A 20,766-nucleotide genomic window follows, 5' to 3' on the forward strand; every position below is an offset into this window, starting at 1 on the left:
CGGACGCGTGCGCGGCGGCGCCGCAGCCGGGCTGCCCTCGGTGGCACGGGCGCTGGCGCGGCGGAAGGCGTCGCCACTGCCGCCAGGGCGGGCGCCGCCACCGGGGCGTGCGGCCTCGCGGGCACGCTGGGCGGCCTCCGATTCGACCTTGCGAACGGCTTCTTCCAGCGACAGCCGTTCGCGCGTGATCTCGGATTCGGAAAGCGGCGGCTGCACGCTGCGCAGCTGCGCGATCAGCGCCGTGCGCGCCCGCTCATAGAGCGCACGACGGCTTTCGCCGGGAGCGTTGGGGTCCAAGGCGGCAATAGCGCGGGCGATCAGCGGATAGTAATCAGCCATTTCTACTCAACTATACGCGCGTCCCGGTAAGATATCGTTAAGCCTCAAACGGATTTTGCACGAGGATAGTATCTTCGCGTTCGGGGCTGGTGGAAAGCAGCGCGACCGGGCACCCCACCAATTCCTCGATCCGCCGGACATATTTGATGGCCTGGGCCGGCAGGTCGGCCCAGGACCGCGCACTGGCGGTCGGCTCCTTCCAGCCCTCGATGGTCTCGTAGATCGGCACGACCCGAGCCTGGGCGCCCTCGCCGGCCGGAAAATGGTCGATCTCCTTGCCGTCGAGCATGTAGCCGGTGCAGACCTCGATCGAATCGAAGCCGTCGAGGATGTCGAGCTTGGTCAGCGCCAGACCGTTGATGCCGCAGGTCCGGACCGCCTGGCGGACCAGCACGGCGTCGAACCAGCCGCAGCGGCGCGGTCTGCCGGTATTGGTGCCGAACTCGCGGCCGCGTTCGCCGATCTTGCGGCCGATCTCGTTGTCCTGCTCGGTCGGGAACGGGCCCTGGCCGACCCGGGTCGTGTAGGCCTTGCACAAGCCGAGCACGTAACCGACCGCGCCCGGCCCGAGGCCGGCGCCGGTCGCGGCCTGCGCCGCCACCGTGTTGGACGAGGTGACGTAGGGGTAGGTGCCGTGGTCGACGTCGAGCAGCGCTCCCTGTGCGCCCTCGAACAGCATGCGCTTGCCTTCGCGCCGCTTGATGTCGAGCAGCCGCCACACCGTCTCGGCATAGGGCAGCAGCTGCGGCGCCATCGCCATCAGCTCTTTCAGGATCACCGCACTGTCGAATTCCGGCAGGTTGAGGCCGCGGCGCAGCGCGTTGTGGTGCGCCAGCAGGCGATCGATCTTGTGCGGCAGCGTCTGATGGTCGGCAAGGTCCATCAGGCGGATGGCGCGGCGGCCGACCTTGTCCTCATAGGCCGGCCCGATGCCGCGGCGGGTGGTGCCGATCGCGGTCGCGGCGCTCGCGGATTCGCGGTGCGCATCGAGCTCGCGGTGCAGCGGCAGGATCAGCGTGACGTTCTCGGCGATGCGCAAATTGTCCGGAGAGACCGCGACGCCCTGGGCCCTGAGCTTGGTGACCTCGTCGAGGAAGGCGGCGGGATCGAACACCACGCCGTTGCCGATCACCGACAGCTTGCCCTCGCGCAGCACGCCGGAGGGCAGGAGCGCGAGCTTGTAGGTCTTGCCGTTGATCACCAGCGTGTGGCCGGCGTTATGACCGCCCTGGAAGCGGACGACGATATCCGCCTGCTCCGACAACCAGTCGACGATCTTGCCCTTCCCTTCGTCGCCCCACTGGGCGCCGACGACGACAACATTGGCCATGCGCGGGTAATCCTTCGAAGATTTCTCTGTAAGTGGCATGATCCGAACGGAAAACCGGGACCCACTTTTCCGGGATCATGCCTGCGCCCAGCCCAATTCCCGGCCGAGGCCGTTCGCACGCGAGGCAGCCCAACCGGATAAAGGAAGCAGCCCCTCTAGGCAAGCAAGAACGGGGCTTTTTTCAGGCCCAGCGCGTACTCCAAGCCTTTGATATCCCCTGAAAATCCAGGAACCTCGCGGCCGGCGCAATGGCTTCGACCAAAGCGTGAGAGGCCGCCTTCGCCACTGCATGGTCGCGATGCGTCCGCCCCCCGTTGATGCAACCTCGATTTCCGTGTCTTTGAACAGCGCCGGGTGATCAGCCGGCCCGGACCTCGCCGGGCCGGAAGCCTCGGCGCACTCCACGCGGGGCCCAACAATCACAATGTCCGCCACCGGCCAGACCACGAGCGCCGAAACATCCGGCCACGGCTGGATCGCCAACCAACCTTATCTGCTGCTCAGCATCACCGCGCTGTGCTGGGCCGGCAACGCCATCGTCGGGCGGCTCGCCGCCGGCCACATTCCACCGGTCACGCTGTCGTTCCTGCGCTGGTTCTTCGCCTTCCTGCTGGTGCTGCCATTCGCCTGGAAGCACCTCGTGCAGGACTGGCCGGCCATTCGCGGCAAGCTCGGCCTGATGGTCACGCTCTCGGTCACCGGCATCGGCGCCTTCAACACGCTGCAATATTGGGCGCTGGAGCACACCCAGGCGCTCAACACGCTGCTGCTCCAGTCGGCCGCGCCGCTGCTCGTGGCGCTGTGGTCGCTGGTGATTCTCGGCATCCGGCTCACCGCGGCGCAGGCCTTCGGCGTGCTGCTGTCAATGTGCGGCGTGCTGACGATCCTGCTGCATGGCGACTTCACCACGCTGTCGAACATCGACTTCAACAAGGGCGACCTGATCTTCCTCCTCGCGCTCTTGATCTTCGCGCTCTATTCGGTGCTGTCACTGAAGCGGCCGCCGATGCACGGCCTCTCCTTCCTCGCCTTCACCTTCGGCTGCGGCGCCGCCTGTCTCATTCCGCTGGAGATCTGGGAACTGACCGCGCGCCCGGTCATGAAGCTCGACGGGCCTAACCTGCTGACCCTGTTCTACGTCGCCGTTTTCCCGTCGGCGCTCGCCTATCTCTGCTTCAATCGCGGCGTGCGCCTCATCGGCGCCAACCGCGCCGCGCCGTTCTTCCACGTCGTGCCGGTGTTCGGTTCGATCATGGCGATGGCGTTTCTGGGCGAACACCCGCAGGCGTTCCACTTCATCGGCTTCGCACTGGTGCTGGCGGGCGTATTCGCAGCGTCGAGGAAGCAGGCGACCTAGCCGCAAGTTTTGTCCGAGCGTAGTGCTGCCGGTTCACCCTCCCCTGGAGGGGGAGGGTAAGCAAGTCCGCGCCTACTTCGTCTTGAACTTGCTGTAGGCTTCGCTGGTGGCGATGATGACGTGCTCGGCGCAGCCGTTGACGCGATGGGGGTCGGCCTGCGTCTCGTAGGCTTCCGATGTCATCATGTCGAGGAAGGCCGCGACCGACGGATAATGGACCAGCGCGACGAAATCCCATTCGTTGCCCGCGTACGGACCGAGCGCGACCGCCTTCGCCTCGCCGGTCCAGAGCAGGGTGCCACCGCGTGCCCTGATCATCGGCACCGTGATCGCGCTGTAGCGCAGATACGCATCCCAGCCGGACCCATCACCATCGCGCGAGCGCGCGTGGAAGCGCATCAGGTTCAGCATCACCACCGGCGCGTTCGGTTCGAGCTTCTCCAGGCCCTCGATGTTCAACATATTGACCGCCAATGGCGCCTCCCCGGGTCATGCCTGCATTGTAGCATTGCGACGCTGTTACTTGTGTCACGACCGCGATCCGGCGCAAGCTCGTATTCGACGCTCATGACGACCGCTTCGCCCGCGCCAACGGCCTCGAATCCCGCCAGTTGGCTCAACAACCAGCCTTATCTGCTGCTCAGCCTGACCTCGCTGTTCTGGGCCGGCAACATCGTGCTCGCACGCCATGTCGGCGCGCATGTGCCGCCGCTGACGGTGACCACGATCCGCTGGTTCGGCGTGTTCCTGATCCTGCTGCCGTTCGCCTGGCCACATCTGAAGCGCGACTGGCCTGCCTTGTGCAAGAGCCTGCCGTTGATGCTGTTCCTGTCGCTGGTCGGCTTTGCCTTCAACAACGCGATCTCGTACTGGGCGATGCAATACACCGAGGCGCTGAATGCGCTGCTGATCCAGTCGGCAGGTCCCTTGTTCGTGGCGCTGTGGTCGCTGGTGCTGTTCGGCGTGCGGCTGACCGGCGCGCAACTCGGCGGCATCGCGATCTCGCTTCTCGGCGTGCTGATCATCATCCTGCGCGGCGATCTCGCCGCGCTTGCGAGCATCAGCCTCAACAGGGGCGACATCATGTTCGCGTCCTCGCTGGTGGCGTTCGGCATCTACTCCGCCTTCATCCCGCGGCGGCCGAAGATCCATCAGCTCTCCTTCCTGTCCTTCACGACCTGTTGCGGCGCGACGATGCTGCTGCCGACGGCGATCTGGGAGGCGGCAAGCGGCCACGTGCTGCAATTCGACGGGATGACGCTGGCGACGCTGGGCTACATCCTGATCTTTCCCTCCACCCTCGCCTACCTCTTCTTCAACCGCGGCGTGGCGCTGATCGGACCGAACCGGGCGGCACCGTTCTTCCATCTGGTACCGGTGTTCGGCTCGGCGATGGCGATCCTGCTGCTGGGTGAAAAGCTCCAACCGTTTCACCTGATCGGCTACGCGCTGGTGCTCGCCGGCGTCGTGATCGCATCGCGCCAGGGCTCGGCGGTGAAGTAATTCCGCGTGACGGACGTGAGCGCTCTCGCGTCCCGGACAAGATGCAGCGCTTAAGCGCTGCATCGCAGAGCCGGGACCCAGTGTGCCGCGAGCATGGGCCCCGGTTCAGCAGCGCATCACTGCGTGCTGCGCTGCGCCCGGGGCACGAGACGAACTCCTGTCTTCCGATTTCAACGTAGAGGCGCTAGGTTCCCCGCCAACGAAAAAGAGGGAACGTCTCAAGATGATTTCAGGGCTGATTCGAAACTTGCGCACCATCGGCGTGGCCGCGCTGTGTCTTGCCGCCGCATCCACGGCCCAGGCCGACACCTATCCGAGCCGCAACATCACGCTGGTGCTGCCGTTCGCGGCCGGCAGCGGCACGGACACCACGACACGGCTGATCTCGCAGCATCTGTCGCAGGCGCTCGGCGTCGGCATCGTCATCGAGAACAAGGCGGGCGCCAACGGCATGCTCGCCGCAAGCTATGTCGCGAAGGCCGCCCCCGACGGCTACACGCTGCTGGTGACGACCAACACCACGCATTCGGCCAATCCCTATCTGCTCAAGAGCCTCACCTACGATCCGGTCAAGGACTTCACTCCGATCGCGCGCACCGGCGATCTGCCCTTCATGCTCGTCATCAATCCGGAAGTACCGGCCAAGACCGTCGGCGAGCTCGTCGCGTACGGCAAGGCCAATCCGGGCAAGCTGAGCTACGCCTCGGGCTCGTCCTCGGCGATCGTGTCGGGTGCGACCTTCGCGCACAATGCCGGGCTCGACCTCCTGCACGTGCCCTACAAGAGCTCGCCGCCGGCGCTCAACGACGTCATGGGCGGCCGCGTCTCGATGATGTTCGTCGACATCCTGACCGGCCTGCCCCACGTCAACGGCAACGCCCTGCGCGCTCTCGCCGTCACCACCAAGGACCGCTCGCCGCTGGTGCCGCACCTGCCCTCGATGCAGGAGGCGGGCGTGCCGGATTTCGACATCTCGTCGTGGCAGGGCTATTTCGGCCCCGCCGGCATGCCGAAGGAGATCGTGACGCGGCTCAACAGCGAGATCAGGAAGATCATCGAGAATCCGGAGATCAAGGCCAAGCTCGCCACGCTCGGCATGGACGCCTTTTCCGGCACGCCGGAGCAGCTCGGCACCTTCGTCAACGAGCAGCTGGTGCTGTGGGAAAAGCTGATCACGAACGCGAAGATCGAGAAGCAGTAGCGCACGCGCAAATGCCACATACTCCACATCTTCCGTCATGGCCGGGCTTGTCCCGGCCACCCACGTCTGTCCGCGCGCGCGGTGCCCAAGAACGTGGATGCCCGGGACAAGCCCGGGCATGACGACCGTGTAGAGTTTTTGCGTAACGGCTTACGCCGCGCGCACCTTGGCGAGGAAGTTGTCGACGGCGGAGCGCAGCGCGCCGGACTGATTGTCCAGCTCGCGGGCGTTGGAGAGCACGTCGGTGGCCGCGCTGCCGGTCGCTTCCGCGGCCGAGGTGACGCTGCCGATATGGGTGTTGATTTCGCTCGAGCCGGCCGCGACCGACTGGATGTTGCGCGCGATCTCGCGCGTCGCCTCACCCTGCTGCTCGATCGAGGCGGAAATCCCCGCGGTGATCTCGCTCATCTCGGCGATCGTCTGGGTGATACCGGAGATGGCCGCGACCGCGTCGCTGGTCGAGGTCTGCATTGCCGCGACCTGGGCGGAGATCTCCTCTGTCGCCTTCGCGGTCTGGTTGGCGAGCGCCTTGACCTCGGAGGCGACCACGGCGAAGCCGCGGCCGGACTCGCCGGCGCGGGCCGCTTCGATGGTTGCGTTGAGCGCGAGCAGGTTGGTCTGCGCCGCGATCGAGTGGATCAGCTTGACGACCTCGCCGATCTTCTCGGCGCCCGAGGAGAGCACCTGAACGGTGGCGTTGGTACGCTCGGCGTCATTGACGGCCCGGCCCGCCACTTCGGTCGAGCGCGTGACCTGGCGGGAGATTTCCGCGACCGAGCTCGACAGCTCTTCGGCGGCCGCCGCGACCGTGCCGACATTGCCGGACGCCTTCTGCGAGGCTGCGCCGACCGTCGCCGCACGCGAGGAGGCGTCGCTGGCGGTTGCAGTCATCGACTGCGCCGTCGTCTGCATGCCGGCCGCTGCCGAGGAGACCGAGCGGACGATACCGTTGACGCTGCGTTCGAAATCGTTGGCGATGTCCTCCATCGCACTGCGACGTTCCGCCGCGGCGCGTTCCTTGGCATCGGCTTCGGTCTTCTCAAGGCCGCGGATGCGGACCGCGTTGTCCTTGAAGATCTGCACGGTCGAAGCCATCGCGCCGATCTCATCGCCGCGACCGACACCGGGGATGTCGCCTTCGAGCTTGCCGTCGGCCAGCTCCCGCATCCGAGTGCCGAGCAGGGCGAGCGGCGCGCTGATGCTGCGGCCGATCAGCCACGCGGCACTGCCGGCAACGATGAAGATGCCGAGCATGGCAAGGCCGAGCATCCAGTAGACCGGGCCCATCTTGGCGTCGATGTCGTCGAGATAGGCGCCGGTGCCGAGATACATGTCGAAGCCGGGGACCGCGACGGCGTAACCGATCTTGCGGATCGGCGTCGGCTGACCGGGCTTCACGTATTCATAATACAGCAGGATCGAACCGTTGGCCTTGACGCCGTCCATCAACTCGACGGACAGCTTGCGGCCGTTGGTCACGACGTCCATGCGGTTGGTGCCGATCTGTTTGGGATCGGGCGCAAGCTGGGTGATGCCTTCATAGGACGTGCCGAACAGATAGCCCGAGCCGTTGTCGTAGGTCATCGCATTGCCGTAGCGGCGAAGATCGGCCATCGCCGCGTCCTTCGTCAGCTCGCCGGCATCGACGCGCTTCTTCAACGCGGCGGCATAGTTGCGCGCCAGCTCGACGATCGCCTTGGCCTGGTCGATGCGCGCGTTCACCATCTCGCGCTTCATCAGATAGCCGGCGAGAACACCGGAGGCGCACAAGCCGAACAAGGTGACGCCGACGAGAATGCCCAGCTTGGGCGCGATCTTCAGATTGCTCAACTTCACAGGCTAGCTCCGGCAATAGTGGGACACGGGCACGCGACCAGATCGATCAAAATCGAATCAATTTTTAGTGGGGAGCTCTTAGCAAGTTACTTACGCGCCTCCGTAGAAGCCCGGACTGCGCACGGAAAAACTGAAATATACCTCGCTCGCGACAACCGGGAATTGTACGCGCACGCCCCGATTTCGCGTAAAAGACGCAAAGGCCCGCCACGAAGGCGGGTCACAACAAGAAACCAAATCGGGAGCAGGACATGCCGAAATACAGGGTGGTGACGCCGAAGGGTGCGAGCTTCACCGTCGCGGGCAGCGATTATTCCTACGAGCGCGAGGCGCTCGATCCGATCGATGCCGAGATCGTCGAGGCGCCCGCCGACGAGGCCGGGTTCATCGCCGCCGCGAAAAATGCCGACGCCATCTACGCCAAGGGCATCCCGATCACCAGGTCGATCATCGACAGCCTGCAGAGCTGCAAGGTCATCACGCTCGGCTCGGTCGGCGTCGACAGTGTCGACGTCAAGGCCGCCACCGCCCGTGGAATTCCGGTGACGAACATTCCCGACACCTTCATCGAGGAGGTCGCCGACCACGCCATGATGCTGCTGCTCGCGGGCTTCCGTCGCCTGGTCGAGCAGGACCGCATGGTGCGCAGCGGCCGCTGGGCCGAGGGCCGGCCGGCGCTGCTCAAGATCCCGAGGCTGATGGGCCAGACACTCGGCTTCATCTCGTTCGGCCGCGTCGCGCGTGCGGTTGCGAAACGAGCGGCGCCGTTCGGACTGCGCATGATGGCCTACGATCCCTTCATCCAGGAAACGCTCATGTACGACCACGGCGTGATCCCGGCGACGCTGAACGAGGTGCTGTCGCAATCCGACTTCGTCTCGATGCACGCCCCCGCGAGGCCCGAAGTGCATCACATGCTGACCGAGAAGCACTTCCGGCAGATGAAGAAGGGCTCGATCTTCATCAACACCGGCCGCGGCGCCACCGTGGACGAGGAGAGCCTGATCAAGGCGCTGCAGGAGGGCTGGATCGCGCACGCCGCCCTCGACGTGCTGGAGAAGGAGCCGCCCTCGCACAACAATCCGCTGCTCGGCATGGAGAACGTGACCCTGACCGCCCATGTGGCCTCGGCCTCGGCACGGTTCGACGAGGCGCGCAAGCGCCGCGTGGGCTACGAATTGTCACTGGTGCTGCAGGGCATGTGGCCGGTAAGCTGCGTCAATCCGTCGGTGCTGCAGAGCACCGCGCTCCGCCGCTGGCAGCCGGTCAGCATGGACCGCGGCCCGAACAGCTAGGCGGCCGGCGCGAAAGCGCCAACGACCGAAACGGCCCTTCACCGGCGATCAACGCCGGGAAGGGAACATCATAGGGAGGTACTGATGAGGAACGACATCACACGTCGTGATGCCTTGGCGCTGGGCCTGTCTGCTGCAACGCTCGCGGCCACCGGTGCTGCAGCGCAAACATCCAAGATCAAGGCTGCCGACGTGCCGGCACCCAAGCGCGACATCGAGAAGGGCGCATCCTTGCGCATGCTGCGCCCGGTGCGCTTCGTCCAGGCCGACGAGGACGTGTTCCGCGCCAATGCGGCAAAGTTCACCAAGGAGACCGGGGTCGAGGTCAAGGTCGACTTCGTCGGCTGGGAAGACATCAACCAGCAGACCGCGGTCACCGCCAATTCCGGCGCCGGCCCCGACATCATCATCGGCTTCTCGGATGCGCCGCACATCTACATCGACAAGCTGATCGAGCTGACCGATGTCGCCGACTATGTCGGCAAGAAGTATGGCGGCTGGCTGCCGCTGGCGCAGCGCTACGGCAAGAAGAACAAGAGCGACGCCTGGATCGGACTGCCGTTCGGCGCCACCGCCGGACCCCTGATCTACCGCAAGTCCATCCTGAAATCGGTCGGCTTCGACAAGGTGCCGGAGGACCATGCCGGAATCCTCGACCTGTGCCAGAAGCTGCACAAGGCCGGCAAGCCGGCAGGATTCGCGCTCGGCAACGCCAAGGGCGACGGCAACGGCTTCGCCAACTGGGCGCTATGGTCGCACAACGGTTCCTTGCTCGACGAGGAAGGCAACGTCGTCATCAACAGCAAGGAGACCATCGCGGCGCTCAACTGGGTCAAGCAGCTCTACCCGACCTTCATCGCCGGCACGACGTCGTGGAATGATGTCAGCAACAACCGCGCCTATTCCTCGCAGGAGATCTCGCTGACGGCCAACGGCGTCTCGCTGTACTTCTCCTTGAAGAACGATCCGGCGACCAAGGCGATCGCCGACGACAGCGAGCATCAGCTGCTGCCGAAGGGCGTGGCTAAGGTCTCACCGATGGCAGGTCTGACGCTGAACGCAATGGTGTTCAAACACAGCCCGTACCCCAATGCTGCGAAGGCCTTCCTGCAATACATGATGGAGAAGGACCAATACGAGCCCTGGCTCAACGCCAACTCCGGCTATTGGTCGCAGCCGCTCGCCGCCTATGCCGAAGCAGCCGTTTGGAAGGGCGACCCCAAGGTCTCTATCTTCAAGGACACGATGAAGAGCACATACTATGACGGCTACAAGGGCCCGATCTCAACGGCGACCGGTGCCGTCAGCGCAGACTACGTGCTGATTCAGATGTTCTCCGCCGTTGCGACCGGTACGGCGACGCCAGAGGCCGCCGCCGCGGAAGCCGAGCAGCGCTGCAAGCGGTACTTCCGGCGGCAGAACCGGTAAGAGCCGACGACAAAGCGGCCGTCATTGCGAGGAGCACTTGCGACGAAGCAATCCAGAGTCCCACTGCAGAACGAGACTGGATTGCTTCGCTCCGCTCGCAATGACGGTGGGGTGACATTTGAGACAGGACAACCAACTGATGTCCGTGACGACCTTCTCTTCTCCAGCACTAGCGCATCGGCAGCCGAACTGGCTGGTGCGCCTGTTCGACTACAAGCCGTTCCTGATCGCGATGTGCCTTGCGCCCGCGATCGGACTGCTATCGGTGTTCCTGACCTATCCGCTCGGGCTCGGCATCTGGCTCGCCTTCACCGACACCACGATCGGCCGGCGCGGCATCTACGTGGGGCTCGAGAATTTCCAGTATCTCCTCACCGATTCCCTGTGGTGGAACGCGGTGTTCTACAGCGTGGTCTACACGGCCATCGCGACCTTCGGGAAGTTCGCACTCGGCTTCTGGCTCGCGCTGCTGCTCAACAACCATTTTCCCTTCAAGAGCGTGCTGCGCGCGATCATCCTGCTGCCCTGGATCGTTCCGACCGTGCTGTCGGCGCTGGCGTTCTGGTGGATCTACGATCCCCAATTCTCGATCATCTCCTACCTGCTGGTCGACGTGCTGCATTGGCGCGACAGCAATGTCGACTTCCTCGGCTCGCCCTGGCCGGCGCGCTTCTCGCTGATCGCCGCCAACATCTGGCGCGGCATTCCCTTCGTCGCGATCTCGCTGCTCGCGGGCCTCCAGACCATCTCGCCCTCGCTCTACGAGGCCGCGATGCTGGATGGGGCCAGCGCCTGGCAGCGCTTCCGCTACATCACCTTCCCGATGATGATGCCGATCCTCGCCATCGTCATGACCTTCTCGATCATCTTCACCTTCACCGACTTCCAGCTCGTCTACGCCATCACCCGTGGCGGCCCCGGCAACTCGACTCATCTGCTGGCGACACTGGCCTTCCAGCGCGGCATTGCCGGCGGCGAGCTCGGCGAAGGCGCAGCGATTGCGGTGTCGATGATCCCGTTCCTGGTGTTCGCGACGCTGTTCTCCTATTTCGGCCTGGCGCGCCGCAAATGGCAGCAGGGAGAGAGCAATGACTGACACTGTCGCGCAAGCCGCCGTCGCCGACGCCAAGGCCGCGCCCGATACCATGGCCTGGGATTCCGGGCTGCGGCGGCTGATGATGATCTATCTGCCGCTCGGCTGCTTCGTCCTCATCCTGCTGTTCCCGTTCTACTGGATGGCGATCACCTCGTTCAAGCCGAACGCGGAGCTGATGAATTACCGGGAGCACAACCCGTTCTGGATTTCTTCCCCGACGCTGGCGCACATCAAGCACCTCTTGTTCGACACCGCCTATCCGCACTGGCTGTGGACGACGATGCTGGTGGCGATCGGCTCGACCACGCTGTCGCTGATCGCGAGCACGCTGGCCGCCTATGCCATCGAACGGCTGCGCTTCCGCGGCAGTCCTTATGTCGGCCTCGGCATCTATCTCGCCTATCTGGTGCCGCCGTCGATCCTGTTCATTCCGCTCGCGACCGTCGTGGTGCAGTTCGGCCTGTTCGACTCTCCGCTTGCCCTGATCCTGGTCTATCCGACCTTCCTGGTGCCGTTCTGCACCTGGCTCCTGATCGGCTATTTCAAGTCGATCCCCTACGAGCTCGAGGAATGCGCGCTGGTCGACGGCGCCACGCGGCTGCAGATCCTGCGGCGGATCACGCTGCCGCTCGCGGTGCCCGGGCTGATCTCGGCCGGCATCTTCTCCTTCACGCTGTCCTGGAACGAGTTCATCTATGCCCTCGCCTTCATTCAGAGCGGCGCCAACAAGACCGTGCCGGTCGCGATCCTGACCGAGCTCGTAACCGGCGACGTCTACCAGTGGGGCGCGCTGATGGCGGGATCGCTGCTCGGCTCGCTGCCGGTCGCGATCTTCTACTCGCTGTTCGTGGATTACTACGTCTCCTCGCTGACCGGGGCGGTGAAGGAGTAGATCGCGGTTGCACGCGAGCGATCGTGCGATCGTGATAGACCGCTCCACTCTTTCGATCCCACCTTCCACGCGGAAGGCGGGGTCGATCGTTGGCGCCGTCGATGATCGCGCGAAGAGCGAGAATTGCATGACATCGCCAAAACTCAATTCGTTGTCCCGACGCGGCTTCTGCCTGTGTTGCGTCGGCGGCGCAACGCTCTCGGCCACCGCGGGCTGGCTCACGCCGCGCCAGGCCTATGCCGAGGCCCGAGGCATCGTCAGCTTGATCAAGGACAGTGCTGCAACAGCGCCTATCACGACCTACAAGCTGCGCAACAACATCAGCGTCCTTGAAGGGTCCGGAGGCAACATCGCCGTCCTGACCGGGCCAGACGGCAAGGTGCTGGTCGATGCCGGAATCGGCGTGTCGCGGCCGCAACTCAGCAAGGCGCTGGCCGAACTCGGCGGCGAGCCGGTCACACATCTGATCAACACGCACTGGCACTTCGACCATGCCGACGGCAATGAGTGGCTGCATGCGGCAGGCGCGAAGATTATAGCTCACGAGAACACCCGCAAGCATCTTTCCGGCATCCAGCGAGTCGAGGACTGGGACTACAATTTCCTCCCCGCTCCCGCCGGTGCCCTGCCGGCCGAGGTCTTCGCCAAGGAGCACGAGCTGAAGCTCAACGGCGCATCGATTTCGCTGAAGCACTACGGACCCGCACACACCGATAGCGACGTTTCCGTCTCGTTCGCCGAGGCCAATATCCTGCATGCGGGCGATACCTACTGGAACGGCATCTACCCCTTCATCGACTATTCCACCGGCGGCAGCATCGACGGCATGATCTCGGCATCCGACGCCAATCTCGCCGCGGCCAAGACCGACACCATCATCATTCCCGGCCACGGCAAGCCCGTCAGCAACAAGGCCGAACTCCAGGAATTCCGCGACATGCTGGTCGCCATCCGCGACAATGTCGGCAACCTCAAGAAGCAGGGAAAGACCAGAGACGAGGCTGTTGCCGCCAAGCCAACCGCAGCGTTCGACGCGAAATGGGGGCAGTTCCTCGTCGATCCCGGCTATTTCACAAGGCTGGTCTACGAAGGCGTGTGACGCGCTGCGGGCAGCTGCGGCGTTTGGCCCGGCTTCACAAAACTGCAACGTGCAGTCCGCATAAGGCGTGCGTCCGTTAACAGGAGACGCACATGCGCGCGACTTTTCTCAGCACCGTCGCAACGATCATTCTTGCCGCCAGTTCTGCGCTGGCGCAGAGCGAGGGTGAATTCCCGGCCAAGCTCGCCGGCCACGTGGTGATGCCGGCCGCCAGCTTCATCGACGCGCCGGCGGATGCACCCGCCGATCTCAAGACGTCGGGCAAATACACCACCGGCAAGCGCGTCGACGCGCTCGGCACCGTGATGGGCAAGTCCTATGAGCGACCGACCGGCGTGTCGCTGCCGTTCAAGGGCCAGCCTCTGCAGGGCCATTCCGGCATCAAGACCATGCCCGACGGCACGTTCTGGGTCATCACCGACAACGGCATGGGCGCGCGCGCCAATTCGCCGGATTCGATGCTGTACCTCAACCGCTACAAGATGGACTGGGCGAACGGCAAGATCGAGCGGCTGGAGACCATCTTCCTGCACGATCCCGACAAGAAGGTCCCCTTCCGCATCGTGCACGAGGACACCGAGAAGCGCTATCTCACCGGCTCCGACTTCGACACCGAGGGCTTCCAGATCATCGGCGACGTCATCTGGATCGGCGACGAGTTCGGCCCGTACATCCTGAAGGCGGACAAAGCGGGCAAGATCCTCGGCGTGTTCGAGACCGTCGCCGGCGGCAAGCCGGTGCGCTCGCCCGACAATTGGGCGGTGGCGACGCCCGGCGCGCCGGGCGCGAGCTACACCAACGTCAACCTCCGCCGCTCCAAGGGCTATGAGGGCTTCGCCTCGTCGAAAGACGGAAAGTTCCTCTACGGCCTGCTCGAAGGCCCGTTGTGGGACGCCGAAAAGAAGGACTGGGAGAAGGTCGACGGCAAGGAAGCCTCCCGCATCCTCGAATTCGACGTCGCCGCGGAAAAATTCACCGGCCGTTCCTGGCAATATGTGTTCGAGCAGAACGGCAACGCCATCGGCGACTTCAACATGATCGATCAGACCTCCGGCCTCATCATCGAGCGCGACAATGGCGAAGGCACCGCCGACAAGGCCTGCTCGCAAGGCACCCGCGGCGAGAACTGCTTTCCGGATCTTGCCAAGTTCAAGCGCATCTACAAGATCGAGCTCACCGACGCCAACGTCGGCAAGCCCGTGCGCAAGATCGGCTATATCGACCTGATGAAGATCAGGGATCCCGACAAGAAGGCCAGGAAGCCGCTCAACGACGGCGTCTACACCTTTCCGTTCTTCACCATCGAGAACGTCGACCGCGTCGACGACACCCACATCATCGTCGGCAACGACAATAATCTGCCGTTCTCGTCCAGCCGCGAGCCCAACAAGGCCGACGACAACGAGTTCATGCTGCTCGAAGTCGCGGATTTCCTGAAGGCGAAGTAGTCTCGCCGCTCGCTACACGCTCCTCCGTCGTCCCGGCGAAAGCCGGGACCCATACCCCCGAACCGGAGTCGTGGCGCGAGATGGTGATGACGAATCTTCGTCAAACCTGATCCTGTGGTTGGATCCCGGATCGGCGCTCCGCTTCGCTGCGCTTGTCCGGGACGACGGCTGAGTTTGCGGAGGGCGGACATCACCTCACGGTAAACTCCACGGGGATCGCAAAGCTCATCGAGCCGTTCTTGATCTCATTCGGGATCGGCGGGAACGGCGAGGCCTGGCGGACCATGGACATCGCCTGAGCGTCGAAGGCGGCGACGCCGGACGAGCCACCGAGACGGCTCGATGTCACCTGCCCGCTGCGGCTGATCGTGAAGCTGAGCCTTGCAACGCCACGCTGGCCGCCACCGCCGGCCGGAAACGAGTGGAAGCGCATCAGATGCGCGCGGACACGTTGATTGTAGGATGCGATCGTGGCGGCCACCGCCCCCGCACTCATGGCGGATGCCATCGGCGCCTCGCGCTCGGCGCGCGGTGGTGCGCTGGTGCGCGGCGCGGGCGTTGCTTCCGACGGCTTCTTGGCTTCGCGGCGAACCACCTTCGGCTTCACTGGGACCGGCTTTTCGACCGGCACGATTTTCGCGGGCTCCGGCTTGGCCGATGCCGCCTCCTGCTTCCGCTCCGGCGGCGCCACGACGTCCGGCTTGTCCTGTGGGGGCGTCGGCGCGATGGTCTCCTCGACGGCCTGCTGCTGCATGGGCTCTGGCGGCGCGGCGTCGGCCTCCTGCATCACCGGCCCCGGGGCGACGTCGTCCTGCGTCGGCTGCGGCGACGAGGTCACCGGCGACATGTCGACCATGATCGCCGGCAGGCTGACGCCCTGTTCAGGCTGCGACCTCAGCCAATTCATCGCAAGCAGCGCGGCAGCCACATGCAACATCACGATCAGAGCCGCCGAGACACCCCAGCGCGCGCCCTCGCGCTCGCCGAGCGGCTCGTGCAAGGCAAAGGCGTTCTCGGCCATCAGCTGCGTCCGTCGAGGCCGACCAGCGCGACCTTGAGATAGCCGGCATTGCGCAAGGTGTTCATCACCTGCATCAGGTCGCCATAGGAGACTGCCTTGTCGGCGCGCAGATAGATGCGCTCGTCCTTGCGACCTTTGGTGGCGGCATCGAGCGAGCTGCCGAGCGCGTCGGGAGCCACGATATCCTCACCCACCGCAATCGAAAGATCCGGCTTGACGGTGACGAAAACCGGCTTGTCGGGCCGTGGCGCCGGTTCGGCCGCGGTTGCCGGCAGATCGACGCCGATATCGACGGTGGCAAGTGGAGCCGCCACCATGAAGATGATCAGCAGCACCAGCATGACGTCGATGAACGGCGTGACATTGATCTCATGGGTGACGTCGAGATCATCAGGGTCGCCGCGCCTCAGCGCTAGTCCCCCGCGTGCGCCGAGCTTCGCGGCCATGGCCTACTCCGCCGCCCGGGCCAGACGGAAATGGCGGTGGTCGCGCTGGCGGCTCACCAGCAGCATCAGCTGCGCCGAGGCATCGCCGAGCAGTGCGCGGTAGTTGGCGATGCCGCGGACGAGATGATTGTAGATCACGACCGCCGGGATGGCGGCGACGAGACCGAGCGCGGTCGCGAGCAAGGCTTCCGCGATGCCGGGCGCGACGACCGCAAGACTGGTGGTGTGGCTCTCGGAAATGCCGATGAAGGAATTCATGATACCCCAGACCGTGCCGAACAGGCCGACGAAGGGCGCAACGGCGCCGATGGTCGCGAGCGCGCCGGTGCCGCGCGCGATCTGCCGTGACATCGCGGCCTCGACCCGCTCCAGCCGCAGCGCGACCCGCTCCTGCAGGCCGTCGTCGACGATGCCGCCCGAGAGCTCCGCCTCCCTGGCACAGGACTGGATGAGCTGGGCAACCGCATCGTGTGCATCCCCGGTCTTCTCCGCCGCCTCCGCCAGCGTCATCCGTCCTTCGAGCGCCCGCGTCCGCTGCACGGCGAGTGCGCACTTGCGGCGCAGCTCGATGGTCTTGGCGAGCCACGCCGTCCACGTCACCAGCGAGGCGACCGCGAGCCCGACCATCACGGTCTTCACGATGATGTCGGCGCTGACGAACATGCCCCAGGGCGACAGATTGCGCGGCAACAGGGCTTCGTCGATCGCGAAGGCCGGTGCCGGCGCGAGCGCCAGCGCGATTGTTAGGATCATATGCCCAAGCCTCGAATTGCTCTGCATCCTGATCTCCCGACAGGTTGAAGCAAACTACGCCGCGGGCGCGGCCGCGATTCGGTCCGCAAGCTGCCGAAACCGCGCCAGCTGATCCGCCCGCAGCGCCCGTGTCTCGTCGCGACCGACGAAGACCTTGAACATGATGCCGCCGTTAGCGTTCAGGAACGCGATGAAGGCCGAGGTCTTGCCCATGAAGGGCCGCTCGACGAAGGCGACGCCCGCGCAACGCTCATGGCGAAGATGGCCATGCAATCCCTTCGGCTGCATCAGGTTGAAATAGCCGCGGCCGATCTCCCCCGCGGGAATCGGGCCCGTGAACTCGAAGATCGCATCATCCGTGTGCACGATCAGCGTCACCTCGCCCCATTCCGCAAGGTCCTGCATCGCAGCAACAAAGTGCTCGCCGCCCCCGATGCGCATCATGGCAGACGGCAGCGCCTCGATCACCGCGCGCGGGGTGACCTTGCGCTCGCGCGCGACGTCCTCGATCGCCGCGCAGGGGTTGTCGGCCATATGGGCCCTGAGATCGGCGAGATGGGTGCTCAACATGTCCGGCTCCTCTCGTGCGTCATCGACTCAGGCGGCCGCCGCCTTGCGCTCGCTCTGGATCACCTCAAAGCCCTCGAACCTGGGATGGCCGAGATGCAGGCTCTCGCCAGTCTTGTTATCGGCACGCGCGTGGGCGCGACGGAATTCCTCCGAGCGCGTCCAGGCCTCGAACGCCGCCTTGTCGACCCAGGTCGTGTGCGAGGAATAGAGCGTGTGGTCCTCGGCCTCCGGGCCCTTCAACAGATGAAACTCGACGAAGCCGGCCATGCTGCCGAGATAGGATTCGCGGGTCGCCCAGACGGTCTCGAACGCAGCCTCCGCGCCCTTCTTCACCTGGAACCGGTTCATGGCGATAAACATGAAAGTCTCTCCTTCTGATCAAGACGAAAATACGCCGAAGCCGCGCTGGAGCATCAGCGCGGCCCGGCGGAGGTTATGGTGATGCGGCGCCTCCAGGCTTACGCACCTCCAAAGTGGATCTTCATGCCGGCCTTGTAGACCCTGCCCGGACCCGGGCTCGACCACAGCACGTCGTTCTGCGACGTGCCGTCGGTCGAGCTGCCGGGAACGGCGTAAGGCCGGTAGTACTGGTTCAAGAGATTGTCGATCGAAGCCGAGAACACGATGTCCCTGGTCGCATTGTAGGTCAGGTACAGATTGACGAGATCGTAGCCGGTCGAGCGAATATAGTTGGCCGGCACGTCGTTGTTGGGGCCGTACGACGCCCACTGCGCCGACAGGATCAGGGTGCGATCGAGCAGGCGGACGCCGCCGGTCGTGACCACCTTGGTCGGGGTGATCGTCGCAAGCCCGATATTAGTCTGTACGTTCTTGCCCTTGATGTAGTGTCCCGCGACGCCGATGAACCAGCTGCCGGCATCGTACATCGTCTCCGCCTCGAAGCCCTCGATGCGGGCATTGGCGATGTTCTGGTACTGATAGTACTGGCTGAACGATCCGAACGGCGGCACCGGGACCGGCGCCGAAGCGACGAGGTCGATGTAGTCGCTGACATCGTTGCGGAAGAGATTGATCTTGCCGCGAAACGAGTCGTTGGCGCTGAAGATGTTGTCGTACTTCAGGTTGAGGCCGACTTCCTTGTTCTTGCCGACCTCGGGACGAAGGTTCGGGCTGGGCAGGAAGCAGAACAGGCCGACGGTGCCGTCAGGACAGGGGAAGAAGGCCGGTCCGCCACCGGTCGCATGCGCGCCCGAGATCACGGTCTCGGTGATCGACGGCGCGCGATAACCTTCGGCATAGCTGACATAGGGCTGGAAGCCCGGAACCGGCGTCACGCCGAGAGTGATCTTCGGCGAGAAGCGGTCGCCGCCGGCGCTGGTCCTGCCGGAATCGAGATCGTAGCGGTCATAGCGGATCGCGCTCACCGCCTCGAACCAGGTGCTGTAGTTCTGCTTCAGCTGAAGGAAACCGCCCGACACGGTGCGGATGCCGCTCGGCGTCGTGATGTTGGAATTGCCGCGGCTGTCGGTCGTGATCACATCGTCCTGGAAGGCGTCGATGCCCCAGGTGACGGCGTTGCGCCAGTCGCCCACGTTGAAGCGCGTGGTGTTGTTGACGTCGATGCCATAGGTATCGAGGACGTAGCCGCGCTTGTCGCCGACGCAGCCCGAAATGTTGTTGCCGAAATTTCCCGTCCCGCAATAGGCGGCGCCGGACGTGGAATAGTGATAGGTCTTGGTCTGGTCGTTGTCGACGCGATTGCCGTAGATCGACATATGCCAGTCGAACAGATTGTCGCTCGGCAGCGAATAGTTCCAGGTGATGGTGCCGGTGTAGTTCTTCGCGTCGGAGGCGTAGACCGACGAGCCCTGATAGAGCGCGCGCTGCGCCGCTGTTACCACCGGACCGCGGTTGAACTGGCCGATGTCGTATTGATAGTCCTGGAAGACCGCACCGAACTTGACCTCGTGACCGAGGGCCGGGCGCACCGTGAGCTTCATCAGCCCGGCCTCGACCTGGTTGCCGGTGTTGCCGATCTCGGTACCGTTGCCGTCCTTGTAATTGCCTTGCGTGCGGTAGACCGCGCCGCCGAAGATGTCGACATCGGGCGTGGCGCGCACGCCGCCGAACACCGAGCCGAGGCCGCGATTGTTGTTGGACCCGTAGGAGCCCGAGAGATCGGCGCCCCAGCGCTCACCGGGTCGCAGCACGTCATTGATGTCCTTGGTGCGGAACGAGACCAGGCCGCCGATGGCGCCGGAGCCGTAGATGTTGGCGGTCGGTCCGCGCACGACGTCGACGCCGCCGATCAATTCAGGATCGAGGAAGAAGGAGCCGTTGGCGTTGTGGCCGGTGCGCTGGTAGTTCTGCCGCGCCCCGTCGACGACGACAGCGACGCGGCCGAAATCCTGCAAGCCACGGATGTTGATGACCGTTGCGGGATCGTCACCACGCTCCTGGAACGACACGCCGGGCACCGCATAGAAAATGCCCGACAGGCGGTTCGGCTGGATCCCCTGGATCTGGTCGAGCGTGATCGAGCTGACAGGCGCGAGCGCGTCGATCGCGCGCTCCCTGGTCTTGGTTGCGGCGACGGTAATGGTGTCGAGCACCTGAACGGACGCCGTGCCGCCGGCCTGGGCGCGAGCATTCAGGATTTCAGGCGCTGCCTGCTCCGCGACCTGGGGCTTCCCCAGCTTGCGCTTGGCCCGTTTCGGTTGTTCCGAGGGCGCGTTTTCAGCCTGCGGCGATGCGGTCTGCGCGAGACTGCCCTCCGCCATCATTGCCGCAATTGCAACCACCGACGCGCCCAAAATCAGGGCGCGCGAATACCTAGCCCCGTCAGCCATATCAGCCCCAGCCTGCACTTCACGTTAGCTGTTTCAGTGTGTTGGCTGGCGCGCGCTCGCAACGCGAGCGACTGGCTGGCTGATTGCCTCAAACGGCGGGGACGTCACCCCGCTGCCATATTTGGTTACGTGGCAACACGCTGACGGTCAATGACATCAGGTTGCACTTTATATCGATTGTAAATTGCGGCCGTTGGAATGCGCTTCGCACCGCCTGTACAAACAACCGGTAATCCAAGTTATCGAAAGCGCACACACCGACAATGTCAGCAACATCAGGAGACAACGGCGGCGATGCGGCAGGGCCGACACAGAGCCCTTCCGCAACGACGAGAACTTTGA

General features: G+C 64.5%; 18 protein-coding genes and 1 pseudogene. 9 read left to right on the plus strand and 10 right to left on the minus strand.

Annotated features, from left to right (window positions below; translation table 11 throughout):
* Together XH87_RS18275 and XH87_RS18280 are read right to left on the minus strand one after the other, a co-directional pair.
* Nucleotides 1-339: pseudogene (locus XH87_RS18275) on the minus strand (hypothetical protein); the annotation flags it as partial.
* Between the two features lie 37 nt (nucleotides 340-376).
* Complete coding sequence (locus tag XH87_RS18280; protein ID WP_035704812.1) at nucleotides 377-1,669, minus strand: adenylosuccinate synthase; 1,293 nt, start codon at nucleotides 1,667-1,669, stop codon at nucleotides 377-379.
* A gap of 424 nt (nucleotides 1,670-2,093) precedes the next feature.
* Between XH87_RS18280 and XH87_RS18285 the strand changes: the two genes are divergently transcribed.
* On the plus strand, nucleotides 2,094-3,026 hold the full coding sequence (locus XH87_RS18285) for a DMT family transporter (protein WP_035704810.1): 933 nt from the start codon (nucleotides 2,094-2,096) through the stop codon (nucleotides 3,024-3,026).
* A 72-nt stretch (nucleotides 3,027-3,098) separates the two neighbouring features.
* On the opposite strand, the gene XH87_RS18290 is transcribed toward XH87_RS18285, so the two are convergent.
* The gene (locus tag XH87_RS18290; protein ID WP_442868287.1) at nucleotides 3,099-3,488 is read right to left on the minus strand and encodes a DUF1330 domain-containing protein; all 390 of its coding nucleotides are present in this window, start codon (nucleotides 3,486-3,488) and stop codon (nucleotides 3,099-3,101) included.
* Nucleotides 3,489-3,593: 105 nt separating this feature from the next.
* On the opposite strand from XH87_RS18290, the gene XH87_RS18295 reads away from it, so the two are divergent.
* Both XH87_RS18295 and XH87_RS18300 read left to right on the plus strand, forming a co-directional pair.
* Nucleotides 3,594-4,529 carry a DMT family transporter gene (locus XH87_RS18295; protein WP_271588351.1) on the plus strand — a complete coding sequence of 312 codons (936 nt, stop codon included), beginning with the start codon at nucleotides 3,594-3,596 and terminating at the stop codon, nucleotides 4,527-4,529.
* A gap of 223 nt (nucleotides 4,530-4,752) precedes the next feature.
* Complete coding sequence (locus XH87_RS18300; protein ID WP_271588352.1) at nucleotides 4,753-5,730, plus strand: Bug family tripartite tricarboxylate transporter substrate binding protein; 978 nt, start codon at nucleotides 4,753-4,755, stop codon at nucleotides 5,728-5,730.
* A 150-nt stretch (nucleotides 5,731-5,880) separates the two neighbouring features.
* On the opposite strand, the gene XH87_RS18305 is transcribed toward XH87_RS18300, so the two are convergent.
* Nucleotides 5,881-7,566, minus strand: a complete 1,686-nt coding sequence (locus XH87_RS18305) for a methyl-accepting chemotaxis protein (protein WP_271588353.1) — start codon at nucleotides 7,564-7,566, stop codon at nucleotides 5,881-5,883.
* Between the two features lie 251 nt (nucleotides 7,567-7,817).
* Between XH87_RS18305 and XH87_RS18310 the strand changes: the two genes are divergently transcribed.
* The 6 genes from XH87_RS18310 (at nucleotide 7,818) to XH87_RS18335 (ending at nucleotide 14,824) form a co-directional block, all read left to right on the plus strand.
* Nucleotides 7,818-8,861 carry a C-terminal binding protein gene (locus tag XH87_RS18310; protein WP_158669556.1) on the plus strand — a complete coding sequence of 348 codons (1,044 nt, stop codon included), beginning with the start codon at nucleotides 7,818-7,820 and terminating at the stop codon, nucleotides 8,859-8,861.
* An 84-nt stretch (nucleotides 8,862-8,945) separates the two neighbouring features.
* Nucleotides 8,946-10,289: an ABC transporter substrate-binding protein gene (locus XH87_RS18315; RefSeq protein WP_271588354.1), complete on the plus strand. Its 1,344-nt coding sequence runs from the start codon at nucleotides 8,946-8,948 to the stop codon at nucleotides 10,287-10,289.
* A 139-nt stretch (nucleotides 10,290-10,428) separates the two neighbouring features.
* Nucleotides 10,429-11,385, plus strand: coding sequence for a carbohydrate ABC transporter permease (locus tag XH87_RS18320; protein ID WP_271588355.1), 957 nt, complete (start codon nucleotides 10,429-10,431; stop codon nucleotides 11,383-11,385).
* On the plus strand, nucleotides 11,378-12,277 hold the full coding sequence (locus XH87_RS18325; protein ID WP_158669558.1) for a carbohydrate ABC transporter permease: 900 nt from the start codon (nucleotides 11,378-11,380) through the stop codon (nucleotides 12,275-12,277). Before XH87_RS18320 ends, XH87_RS18325 begins: the two co-directional genes overlap by 8 nt.
* Nucleotides 12,278-12,404: 127 nt before the next feature.
* Nucleotides 12,405-13,376: an MBL fold metallo-hydrolase gene (locus XH87_RS18330; protein ID WP_271588356.1), complete on the plus strand. Its 972-nt coding sequence runs from the start codon at nucleotides 12,405-12,407 to the stop codon at nucleotides 13,374-13,376.
* A 92-nt stretch (nucleotides 13,377-13,468) separates the two neighbouring features.
* Complete coding sequence (locus XH87_RS18335) at nucleotides 13,469-14,824, plus strand: esterase-like activity of phytase family protein (RefSeq protein ID WP_271588357.1); 1,356 nt, start codon at nucleotides 13,469-13,471, stop codon at nucleotides 14,822-14,824.
* 190 nt (nucleotides 14,825-15,014) lie between these two features.
* On the opposite strand, the gene XH87_RS18340 is transcribed toward XH87_RS18335, so the two are convergent.
* The 6 genes from XH87_RS18340 to XH87_RS18365 form a co-directional block, all read right to left on the minus strand.
* Nucleotides 15,015-15,845, minus strand: a complete 831-nt coding sequence (locus XH87_RS18340) for an energy transducer TonB (protein ID WP_271588358.1) — start codon at nucleotides 15,843-15,845, stop codon at nucleotides 15,015-15,017.
* Nucleotides 15,845-16,291 carry a TonB system transport protein ExbD gene (exbD, locus tag XH87_RS18345; RefSeq protein WP_035704788.1) on the minus strand — a complete coding sequence of 149 codons (447 nt, stop codon included), beginning with the start codon at nucleotides 16,289-16,291 and terminating at the stop codon, nucleotides 15,845-15,847. Before exbD ends, XH87_RS18340 begins: the two co-directional genes overlap by 1 nt.
* A gap of 3 nt (nucleotides 16,292-16,294) precedes the next feature.
* Nucleotides 16,295-17,071 carry a tonB-system energizer ExbB gene (gene exbB, locus XH87_RS18350; protein WP_271588359.1) on the minus strand — a complete coding sequence of 259 codons (777 nt, stop codon included), beginning with the start codon at nucleotides 17,069-17,071 and terminating at the stop codon, nucleotides 16,295-16,297.
* Nucleotides 17,072-17,098: 27 nt separating this feature from the next.
* Nucleotides 17,099-17,614, minus strand: coding sequence for a heme utilization cystosolic carrier protein HutX (gene hutX / locus XH87_RS18355; RefSeq protein ID WP_271588360.1), 516 nt, complete (start codon nucleotides 17,612-17,614; stop codon nucleotides 17,099-17,101).
* A 27-nt stretch (nucleotides 17,615-17,641) separates the two neighbouring features.
* Entirely contained in the window at nucleotides 17,642-17,974 is a 333-nt protein-coding gene (locus tag XH87_RS18360; RefSeq protein ID WP_271588361.1) for an antibiotic biosynthesis monooxygenase family protein, read from the minus strand.
* A gap of 98 nt (nucleotides 17,975-18,072) precedes the next feature.
* Nucleotides 18,073-20,424: a TonB-dependent hemoglobin/transferrin/lactoferrin family receptor gene (locus XH87_RS18365; RefSeq protein WP_271588362.1), complete on the minus strand. Its 2,352-nt coding sequence runs from the start codon at nucleotides 20,422-20,424 to the stop codon at nucleotides 18,073-18,075.
* Nucleotides 20,425-20,766: the final 342 nt, after the last annotated feature.

This window comes from Bradyrhizobium sp. CCBAU 53415 (assembly GCF_028128735.1).
Classification (GTDB): domain Bacteria; phylum Pseudomonadota; class Alphaproteobacteria; order Rhizobiales; family Xanthobacteraceae; genus Bradyrhizobium.